This is a genomic window from Pseudomonas sp. GL-R-19 (assembly GCF_019956375.1).
Taxonomy (GTDB): Bacteria; Pseudomonadota; Gammaproteobacteria; order Pseudomonadales; family Pseudomonadaceae; genus Aquipseudomonas.
On sequence record NZ_JAHBDJ010000051.1, the window covers coordinates 18,053 to 28,499 of the forward strand.

Below are 10,447 nucleotides of genomic sequence, written 5' to 3' on the forward strand. Positions count from 1 at the left end.
GACCTGATAAACACGTAGGAGAAATCCGAACAGGAAGCAGGTAATTTCAAGTGTGCCGTTGTCGGCTGTTACAGGGCGGCTTGAAAATACTTCAGGTGACTTGCGGCAGTGGTTCCGGCCGCGACCAGATCCACAGATTGCCCAAGCCCATCCCGGTAATCGCCAGGTAGATCGGCCAACCGTGATCGAGCATCACCAGCATCAGACCGGCACACAACAACATGCTGACCGTGGCGCTGATTTTTGCCCGGCGCGCGATGATCTTGCCGTTGCGCCAGTTATGGAGGATGGGGCCGAACAGCCGGTGGTTTTCCAGCCAGGCACTCAGGCGCGGCGAACTGCGGGTCGCGGCCCAGGCGGCCAGCAGGATGAACTCGGTAGTTGGCAGGCCGGGTATGACGATGGCGATCAGGCCGATGCCCAGGCTGACATAGGCCAGCAGGTCGAAGAGGAGGCGGGAGAGTTTTGAAGAGGCAGGCATTGGGTTCAAGGGATTTGGTCGGATCTCGCAGACTTGCTCGGGCCTCTGTGGGAGCGAGCTTGCTCGCGATGGCGGAGTGTCAGTCGACATGTTTTTAATGTCAGACCGCAATCGCGAGCTCGCTCCAACAGGGCGGTGGTGTGTCAGGCGATTTCTGGCGCGGTAGCGTAAGCCTGCTCCAGCAACACGGTAAACCGGTTGAACGCGTCGATGGCGCCTTTTTCAACTTCGGCTTCTTCCTGGGTGCTGAACGCCAGGCCGTCCAGGGTCTGGACGAAGCGCTTCCAGCCTTCAGCGCGGCCACCGGCCGGTTCGCCGAGGTGGCGGGCACCGAAGGTTTCGCTCAGGCCAAGGCCCACGGCACGCTTGATCAGGAACGCTGCGCCGAGCTTCGAGCCTTCCGAAACAAAGATCCAGCCCAGGGCTTCAGCCTTGGTCGGGTTCTTCAGTGCACCGGCCACGGGTGCTGGCACCTCGGTGCCCAGGTCCTCCAAGTCGGCCCTGGCTGCATCGGCACGGCAGCGGGCCGGCAGGTCCGGGACTATGGCGGTCAGTTCGGCATCGTTGTACAGCGACACCAGTTCCGACTGAAACAGGTACTGCGCCACCACGAAGCGGGCGAAATTGGCCGGGGTTTCAAACGGAGCATGGGCCTTGACCAGGGCATCGAGCTTGCTGTGCGGCTCGTGGGTGATCTGGTTCAAACGTTGCGAACGCAGGTTGGGGCGTTGTTCGATGGCCTGGGTAGTCATGGAAATTCCTTGGAGAGTTCAGAGGCGCTTGGTAACGAGACGAACAGGAAGGCGCCTGACAGTAAAAAATCCTCACCAGGCGGCTTGATGTGACCGCCCGGCGGGATGACCGGATCAGATATCCCAGATCAGGTTGACCGCAAAATTGCGACCCGGCTGGGTCAGGCGGTCGAGGTTGGCCGGCTGGGTCACCGACGCTTCGCCGACGCTGTCGTAGCCGCGCACGTCATCCCACAGCCAGTATTTCTTGTCGGTGAGGTTGTAGACGCCGCCGCTGACTGTCACGTCGTCGGTCACCTTGTAGAACGCGCTCAGGTCCAGAATGCCGAAACCGGGCGTCTTGAACTGGGTGCTGGTGCCGTCCGGGGTTTTGAAACTGGTGCTGTCGACGCGGTCCTTTTTCTTCGCCAACGTCCAGTTGAGCACACCGCCGTAGGTGTCCTGGTCGTAGCCGAGGCCGAATACGCCGGTCAGCGGGTTGACGCTGTTGAGCGGCTCGCCGTTGTCGTCGTTGCGCCCGTAGGCATAGGCCACCGAGCCCTGGGTGTAGAGGCCTTGCGGCGCGCCGAAGGCGTCGAGGTTCAGGCGGCCCTTGACCTCGGCACCCTTGATGGTGGCGTGCTTGATGTTGTTGCTCTGGAACGTGATCTCGGTGTAGCCCGGCGTGATGGCGTTCTCGTTGATGAAGTCGCGGTATTTGTTGTAGAACACGGCTAAGTCAAACGAGCCCTGCTCGAAGTTGCCGCGCAAACCGGTTTCGTAGCTTTTGCTCTTTTCCGGTTCGAGGTCCGGATTAGGCGCGACTTTATAGCCGCCAGCGATGTTTTCGAAACGGCCATACAATGCCTTGGCGGTCGGGGTGCGGAAGCCTTCGGCGTATTGGCCGAACCAGGTGTAGTGGTCGTTGAAGCGGTAGGTGGTGCCGAACTTCGGCGACAGGCGATGCCAGGTCTTGGTCTCGTCGCTCACCGTGCCGTTGCCACTCTGGTCGGCGGTGGCCAGGAACTCTTCGGTGATGTGCGGCTTGAGCTGGGTGTAGTCGTAGCGTGCACCGGGCAGGAATGTCCAGTTGCCCCAACTGATCTGATCCTGGGCGAACAGGGCGTAGCTGTTGATGGTCGGGTCCGGGAAGTCACTGGCGGGTTTGAGCGTGTCGGGGGCGCTCGGTGCGCCAATGACACGGCAGGCACCGGCCACGGACAGGCAGGTGCCGGCACCGGTACGCAGGCCGGTAACCTTGTCCTGCTTGAGGGTGGTGCCATAGGTGACGAAGTGATCGGTATCGGCGATGACAAACGACTTGTCAGCCTGGGCGTCGAACACCCATTGGCGATCCTTGAAGTTGGTATCGCGGTTACGCAACACGGTCCGCGACGGCGCGTAGATTTCCTCGGTGCGCTGGTCGGTCTTGGCGATCTGGTAGTTCAGCGTCCACTTGATGTTGTCAGCCAGTGCGCTGTCCAGACCGAAGCTGTGTTCCAGGCCAAAGCGTTCGCGGGTGATCGTGTCGTTACCGGTACGGGACTTATAGAAGCCGAAACCGCGTCCGGCATTGAACGGGCCGCCCACCGCGCTCAATTGATTGGTGTCGCGGTCGTCCTTGTAATGCTCGTAGGTCAGGCCAAAACGCGCGTCGTCGGCGTAATTCCAGCCCAGTTTGGCCAACACGCTGGTGGTGAGCACGTCCTGGGGGTTGGCTTCAGTGCGGTTCAGGCCAGTGCCGCCGGTTTCGCCAAAGGACTCTGTTTCATGACCGTTGCGTTGACTGAGGTGCAACAGGCCATCGAACTCGCCGGTGCGGCCGGCGACCGTGCCGGAAGTCAGCCAGCTGTCGTCGGCAGAGCTGTAGCCGGTTTTCAGACGTGCGCCGACATCCTTGCCCGGTTTGATGATGTCGTCCGCGTCCAGCGTGTAGTAGCTGACCGCACCACCAATGGCGCTGCTGCCATACAGCACCGACGCCGGGCCCCGGAGGATTTCCACACGCTTGACGATTTCCGGGTCGACATAGTTGCGGTTGGTCTGGGCATAGGGGCCGTTGAAGAAACCGTCGGGTACCTGCACGCCATCGACCTGGGTCAGTACGCGGTCGCCATCGATGCCGCGAATGTTGTAGCCCGTGATGCCGGCGCGTTGGCCCGAACCGCCCACCGAAACACCGGGTTCGTAGCGCACCAGTTCCTTGATGGTATTGACGTTGTTGCGGTCCAGATCTTCGCGCGTATAGACAGAGACCGTGCTCGGCACGTTGTTCACATCCTGCTCGTTACGGGTGGCGCTGATGGTGACCTGATCCAGACTGAGGGCACTGCTACCACTGCGCTTCTCCAGAACGATGCTGTTGTGCCCCAGTTTGCGATAGTCCAGGTTGGTCCCCACCAACAGACGATCCAGTGCTTTCTCCGGTGACAGCGAGCCGCGTACTCCCGGCGAAACCACACCTTGCGCCAGCTCCGACGACACGCCGACCTGCCAGCCTGTCACGGCGGTAAAGGCATTGAGTGCCGACACCAGTGATTGCTGGGGAATGGCGAACGAGTAGTCGCCTGTTTTGCGGGTCGACTGCTCGGTGGCGGTGGCGGCCATGAGCGGTGCGGTACCGGCCATCAGGATGGCGGCGGTCAGCAGCGACAGCACGCGGGAAGGTGTAGGGGCTTGGCGGGTAAGGCGAGGGGACATCGATAACGCTCCGTGTCGCACGAATCTTTATAGGTGCTGATTGGCAGGGTGAGATGCGAATCAATTGCATTGGCTATAACGAGACGTACGGGGTTTGGCTATCGAGTAAAAATAATTCTCATTCAGTTCAGGATGACCAGCGCCGGGAACTCCTGAAGCCGGGCCGAGGTGATCTGGGCCAGGGAGCGAACCACGTCCAGCGGCTGATCGAGGCGGTAGTTGCCTGTTACGGTGACATCGGCCAGTTGTTCGTTGTTGTTGATGATCCAGCCCGGGTAGTAGCGGCGAAGTTCTGCCAGCACCTGGTTCAATGGGCAGTTTTCAAACACAAGCCGCCCCTGGACCCACGCCAGGTCAGTGGCGGCGTCGAGTTTGGCCGGCTTGTCGAAGCCGTTGGGGCCGATGCGAATGCTTTCCCCTGCGGACAAGCGCACCCGCGCGTCATCCCGGGTGGCGCGCAAATCGACATCCCCGCGCTGTACCCGCACCTGCGCCACGCCGTCGAGGTAGCGTACGGCAAATGCGGTATCGTGAACGCTGGCCGTGACCGGGCCGGCGTCGATTTCCAGTGGCTGGCCGCGATTGGCCTGGACTTCGAAAAACGCCTCGCCCCGATACAGGCGGGCAACACGTTGCCGGTTGTTGATGGTGCTTGAGAACGCCGAGTTGGTATTGAGCAGGACCCTGGAGCCATCCTCCAATTGCAGGCGCTGGCGCTCGCCGACCACGGTCAGGTGATCGGCCTGCAGGCGCATCGGCAAATTGCTGAAATTGAACAGGCCGAGCAGTAGCACGGCGGCGGTGGCCAGGGGTTTCCAGTGCGGACGCAGACGGGTGAGGACAGTGACTTTCGCCGGACGGGCGGCCAGGTTTTGCGCGCACTGCGCCACTTGCGGGCCGTCCCAGATCGCCTGGGCCTTGGCGAACGCCTGGGCATTCAACGGATCGGCGTCGAGCCATACGTGGAACTGGCGGCTCTGCTCCTCGTCGGGACTGCCGAGCACGATCAGCCAGTCCAGGGCCTGGTCCATCGCGCTTGCGGGGTCCTGCGCCGATGAAGGCTCGGGGGAGCGGTGGTTGTCCGTCACGGTGTTTCCTCGGCAGTGTCTGTGCACAGCTGTTTTTTAGTGAAGCGGTACGTAAAAAGTGGGCCAAGGTTAGCAAAGCCCGAGGATCAGCGCAGTCAGTCCAGGCAAGCGCAGGGTCCTGGCGTTCAGTTGGCGTTCAAGCGATCGGCAACCCCGATGCAGATCGACATGATCAGCTTGAGTTCTTTCTGCACGGTACTGAGGGACACGTTCAGCTCCTCGGCGATTTCCTGGTAGCTGTGCCCGTGCAGGCGGCTGAGGATGAAAATCCGCTGTTGGCGGGCGCTGAGTTCACTGAGGCTCACGTTCAGGCGCTCCAGCAATTGTTCGGCGTGGGCGGCGTCTTCGGCGCTGCTGGTGGCGGCGGCGATGCTGTGCACCACCTCCTGCGGCACGTCGTCGACCATGGTGCGCGACTGGATACGCCGCGCACGCAAATGGTCCAGCGCCAGGTTGCGCGCCGTCTGGAAAACAAAGGGCTCAAGATGAGCGATGGCCCGTTCGTTCAACGCACGGGTCACCCGCAGATAGGTTTCCTGCAAGAGGTCTTCAGCGGTGCTGTGATTATTGACCATCCGTTCCAGCGTGCGCAGCAGGGAGGTGCGCTGGGTGAGGAAAACGTGGTTGAAGCGTGACTGACTCACGGGAGAACCTGATCCATTTCGAGTAGATGATAATGCTTATCATCTACTCGGGTGGTCAAGCACTGATTTGTGAAGTTTTACGCGCGCCCCTGCAAATAGGTGGCGTAATCGGGAATCCGATGGAGGTGCGCCTGATCCATCAACGGGCTGCTGATCAGGTAGTCGGCGCTGCATTCGTTGCACGCCACCGGGATGTTCCACACCGCCGCGACCCGCAGCAATGCCTTGATATCCGGGTCGTGGGGTTGGGGTTCGAACGGGTCCCAGAAAAACACCAGCATGTCGACCCGCTGCTCAGCGATTTGCGCGCCGAGCTGCTGGTCGCCACCCAGTGGCCCGCTGATCATGCTTTGCACCGGCAGATCGAGGCGTTGTTGCAACAACAAACCCGTGGTGCCGGTGGCGACCAGATCATGTAGGGCCAGTCTGTCTTTTTGCCGTTCGGCCCAGTCCAGCAAGAACACCTTGCAGTGGTCATGGGCAACCAGGGCGATACGCTTGCGCGCCGCCAGGGTCTTTTGCGTAAAGCTGATGCCGATCATCGATGCTGGCTCCAGAAATGACACGCACCTTGTAGGAGCGAGCTTGCTCGCGATGGTCGTTAACGATGACAAGGGTCGCCTGAATGAGCGCGGGGCCCTTACATCCATCGCGAGCAATCGAGCGTCGACCGGCTGCTCCTACAAGACCGGGGGGCGTGCTGCTTATTCAGCGTTGCACAGCGCCAGGCAGTTATCGAGCATGCGGTTGGAGAAGCCCCACTCGTTGTCGTACCACGCCAGTACCTTGAGCAGCTTGCCGCTGGCCTTGGTGTGGTTGGCGTCGAAGATCGACGACAGCGGGTTGTGGTTGAAGTCGCTGGAGACCAGCGGCAGGGTGTTGTAGCCAAGGATCTTCGAGTGCTGGCTGGCTTCTTTGAGCAGCGCATTGACCTCATCGGCCGACGCTTCGCGCTTGAGCTGCACGGTCAGGTCCACCAGCGACACATTGATCACCGGTACGCGCACCGACATGCCGGTCAATTTGCCCGCCAGCTCCGGCAGCACCAGGCCCACCGCTTCGGCAGCACCGGTCTTGCTCGGGATCATGTTCTGGGTGGCCGAACGGGCGCGGTACGGGTCGACGTGATAGACGTCGGTCAGGTGCTGATCGTTGGTGTAGGCGTGGATAGTGGTCATCAGGCCGCTTTCGATGCCCAGTTCGCGGTGCAGCACCTGGGCCACCGGGGCCAGGCAGTTGGTGGTGCACGACGCGTTGGAAATGATCTGGTGCGATTGGCGCAGAATGTCGTGGTTCACCCCGTAGACCACGGTAGCGTCGGCGCCTTTGGCCGGGGCCGAAATGATCACTTTGCGGGCGCCGGCCGTAATATGCGCGGCGGCTTTGGCCCGGTCGGTGAACAGACCGGTGCATTCGAACACGACATCAATTTTTTCCGCGGCCCAAGGCAGCTCGGCCGGGTTGCGGATGGCGCTGACCGAAATGCGGTCGCCGTTGACCGTCAGGCTCTCCTGATCGTGCTGGACATCGGCATCGAACGTGCCGTGAACGGTGTCGTACTTGAGTAGATGAGCATTGATCGCGCTGTCACCCAGGTCGTTGATGGCGACGATCTGCAGATCCTGACGGTAGCCTTGGGTATAGAGTGCGCGAAGGACATTGCGGCCGATGCGGCCAAAACCATTGATTGCGATTCGAAGAGTCATATTGCGGCGCTACCGTCGTTTTGTTGTTGGAATTACAAGATTATTCGTAAAAAAATAGAAAACAAGCCTTTTTGATGGCAATATTTTGTTCGATCTACAACGAGTGACCTGAATCAACTGGTCCGAATGGTCAAACAAACCGTTTGTCATCCCATCGACACCGGCCTTTGATCAGCATAGACAATCAGGTCGCCACATCCGTTAGCCTGGAGTTCTACACATGCATCCCCGCGTCCTTGAGGTCACTGAACGGCTTATCGCCCGCAGCCGCGCCACGCGTGAGGCCTACCTTGCATTGATCCGCGGTGCGGCCAGCGACGGTCCGATGCGCGGCAAGCTGCAATGCGCCAACTTCGCCCACGGCGTGGCCGGTTGCGGCAGCGACGACAAGCACAGCCTGCGGATGATGAACTCCGCCAACATCGCGATAGTTTCGTCATATAACGACATGCTCTCGGCGCACCAGCCGTACGAAGTCTTTCCCGAGTTGATCAAAAAGGCCCTGCGCGAGATCGGCTCCGTCGGCCAGTTCGCCGGTGGCACCCCGGCCATGTGCGATGGCGTGACCCAGGGCGAGCCGGGCATGGAACTGAGCCTGCCGAGCCGCGAAGTGATCGCGTTGTCCACGGCCGTGGCGCTGTCCCACAACATGTTCGACGGCGCACTGCTGCTCGGCATCTGCGACAAGATCGTGCCGGGCCTGATGATGGGCGCGCTGCGCTTTGGCCATCTGCCGATGATTTTCGTGCCGGGTGGGCCGATGGTCTCGGGCATTTCCAACAAGCAGAAAGCCGACGTGCGCCAGAAGTACGCCGAAGGCAAGGCGACCCGCGAAGAGCTGCTGGAATCGGAAATGAAGTCCTACCACAGCCCTGGCACCTGCACTTTCTACGGCACCGCCAACACCAACCAGTTGCTGATGGAAGTCATGGGCCTGCACCTGCCGGGCGCGTCCTTCGTCAACCCGAACACGCCGTTGCGCGATGCCTTGACCCGCGAAGCGGCGCACCAGGTCACGCGTTTGACCAAGCAGAACGGTGACTACATCCCGATCGGCGAAATCGTCGATGAGCGTTCGCTGGTCAACTCGATTGTCGCGCTGCACGCCACCGGCGGTTCGACCAACCACACCCTGCACATGCCGGCCATTGCCATGGCAGCGGGCATTCAATTGACCTGGCAGGACATGGCCGACCTCTCCGAAGTCGTGCCGACCCTGAGCCACGTCTACCCGAACGGCAAAGCCGACATCAACCACTTCCAGGCCGCGGGCGGCATGTCGTTCCTGATCCGCGAACTGCTGGAAGCCGGGTTGCTCCACGAAAACGTCAACACCGTGATGGGCCATGGCCTGAGCCGCTACACCCAGGAACCGTTCCTCGACAATGGCCAGCTGGTCTGGCGCGAAGGCGTGACTGACAGCCTCGATGAAAGCATCCTGCGTCCGGTCGCCCGTGCGTTCTCGGCAGAGGGCGGCCTGCGGGTGATGGAAGGCAACCTCGGTCGCGGTGTGATGAAAGTCTCCGCCGTGGCCGTGGAAAACCAGATCGTCGAAGCGCCAGCCATGGTGTTCCAGGATCAGCAGGACCTGGCCGATGCCTTCAAGGCCGGTTTGCTGGAGAAGGATTTTGTCGCGGTGATGCGCTTCCAGGGCCCGCGCTCCAACGGCATGCCGGAACTGCACAAGATGACACCGTTCCTCGGCGTGTTGCAGGACCGTGGCTTCAAAGTCGCGCTGGTGACCGACGGGCGCATGTCTGGCGCGTCGGGGAAAATTCCGGCGGCCATTCATGTCAGCCCCGAGGCTTATGTCGGCGGCGCTTTGGCGCGGGTGCAAGAGGGCGATATCATCCGCGTCGATGGCGTCAAAGGCACCCTGGAGCTTAAGGTGGACGCCGAAGAATTTGCAGCGCGTACGCCGGCCAAGGGCCTGTTGGGCAACAACATCGGCACCGGTCGCGAGCTGTTTGGTTTCATGCGCATGGCCTTCAGCTCGGCGGAGCAGGGCGCCAGCGCCTTCACTTCTGCCCTGGAGACGCTTAATTGAAACTGGCTTTGGTCGGTGACATCGGTGGGACCAACGCACGTTTCGCGTTGTGGAAAAACCAGCAACTGGAATCGGTCCAGGTGCTGGCGACAGCAGATTTCCCCAGCCCCGAAGAGGCCATCAGCCTCTACCTGAGTGGCCTGGGGCTGGCGCCGGGGGCGATCGGTTCGGTGTGCCTGTCGGTGGCCGGTCCCGTCAGTGGCGATGAATTCAAGTTCACCAACAATCACTGGCGCCTGAGCCGCAAGGGTTTCTGCCAGACCTTGCAGGTGGATCAGCTGTTGCTGGTCAACGACTTCTCGGCCATGGCCCTGGGCATGACCCGTTTGCAGCCCGGCGAATTCCGCGTGGTCTGCGAAGGCACGCCGGAGGCGTTGCGTCCGGCGGTGGTGATTGGTCCGGGCACCGGCCTGGGTGTCGGCACCTTGCTCGATCTCGGCGAAGGGCGTTTTGCCGCGTTGCCCGGGGAGGGCGGTCACGTTGATTTACCGCTGAGCAGTCCACGGGAAACCCAACTCTGGCAGCACATCTTCAACGAAATCGGCCATGTCAGTGCCGAAACAGCCTTGAGTGGCGGTGGCTTGCCGCGTGTCTACCGGGCGATCTGCGCAGTGGACGGGCACACACCGGTGCTCGACACGCCGGAAGCCATTACCGCTGCCGGGCTGGCGGGCGACCCGATTGCCGTGGAAGTGCTCGAGCAGTTCTGCTGCTGGCTCGGGCGCGTGGCCGGCAACAACGTGCTGACCACCGGCGGGCGTGGTGGCGTGTACATCGTGGGTGGGGTGATTCCGCGGTTTGCCGACTTCTTCCTTGAAAGCGGCTTCGCCCGGTGCTTCGCCGACAAGGGTTGTATGAGCGATTACTTCAAGGGGATTCCGGTGTGGCTGGTGACGGCGCCGTATTCGGGGCTTGTTGGTGCCGGTGTAGCGCTCGAACAATCCACCCCGACTTGAAACCCGATCACCTGTAGGAGCGAGCCTGCTCGCGATGGACGTCAACGATAACGCGTGCTTTCTGAATGCACGCGGCGCCTTCACGTCCATCGCG

The 10,447-nt window shown here is 61.4% G+C and carries 9 protein-coding genes; 2 read left to right on the forward strand and 7 right to left on the reverse strand.

What is annotated here, in order from left to right; translation table 11 throughout:
- Window positions 1-91: 91 nt before the first annotated feature.
- The 7 genes from KGA83_RS23105 to gap form a co-directional block, all read right to left on the reverse strand.
- Window positions 92-481, reverse strand: coding sequence for a YbaN family protein (locus KGA83_RS23105; RefSeq protein WP_223531010.1), 390 nt, complete (start codon window positions 479-481; stop codon window positions 92-94).
- 143 nt (window positions 482-624) lie between these two features.
- Window positions 625-1,233 (reverse strand): biliverdin-producing heme oxygenase, encoded by a 609-nt coding sequence (locus KGA83_RS23110; protein ID WP_223531011.1) that lies wholly within the window; start codon window positions 1,231-1,233, stop codon window positions 625-627.
- Between the two features lie 114 nt (window positions 1,234-1,347).
- On the reverse strand, window positions 1,348-3,912 hold the full coding sequence (locus KGA83_RS23115) for a TonB-dependent receptor (protein WP_223531012.1): 2,565 nt from the start codon (window positions 3,910-3,912) through the stop codon (window positions 1,348-1,350).
- A gap of 122 nt (window positions 3,913-4,034) precedes the next feature.
- Window positions 4,035-5,000, reverse strand: coding sequence for a FecR family protein (locus tag KGA83_RS23120; protein WP_108215122.1), 966 nt, complete (start codon window positions 4,998-5,000; stop codon window positions 4,035-4,037).
- Between the two features lie 125 nt (window positions 5,001-5,125).
- Window positions 5,126-5,644 carry an RNA polymerase sigma factor gene (locus KGA83_RS23125; protein ID WP_108215123.1) on the reverse strand — a complete coding sequence of 173 codons (519 nt, stop codon included), beginning with the start codon at window positions 5,642-5,644 and terminating at the stop codon, window positions 5,126-5,128.
- Between the two features lie 77 nt (window positions 5,645-5,721).
- Window positions 5,722-6,186: a methylglyoxal synthase gene (locus tag KGA83_RS23130; protein WP_108215124.1), complete on the reverse strand. Its 465-nt coding sequence runs from the start codon at window positions 6,184-6,186 to the stop codon at window positions 5,722-5,724.
- Between the two features lie 162 nt (window positions 6,187-6,348).
- The gene (gene gap, locus KGA83_RS23135; protein WP_108215125.1) at window positions 6,349-7,350 is read right to left on the reverse strand and encodes a type I glyceraldehyde-3-phosphate dehydrogenase; all 1,002 of its coding nucleotides are present in this window, start codon (window positions 7,348-7,350) and stop codon (window positions 6,349-6,351) included.
- A gap of 220 nt (window positions 7,351-7,570) precedes the next feature.
- Between gap and edd the strand changes: the two genes are divergently transcribed.
- Window positions 7,571-9,397: a phosphogluconate dehydratase gene (gene edd, locus KGA83_RS23140; RefSeq protein WP_150757904.1), complete on the forward strand. Its 1,827-nt coding sequence runs from the start codon at window positions 7,571-7,573 to the stop codon at window positions 9,395-9,397.
- Window positions 9,394-10,353 carry a glucokinase gene (locus tag KGA83_RS23145; protein ID WP_223531013.1) on the forward strand — a complete coding sequence of 320 codons (960 nt, stop codon included), beginning with the start codon at window positions 9,394-9,396 and terminating at the stop codon, window positions 10,351-10,353. Before edd ends, KGA83_RS23145 begins: the two co-directional genes overlap by 4 nt.
- Window positions 10,354-10,447 lie beyond the last annotated feature (94 nt).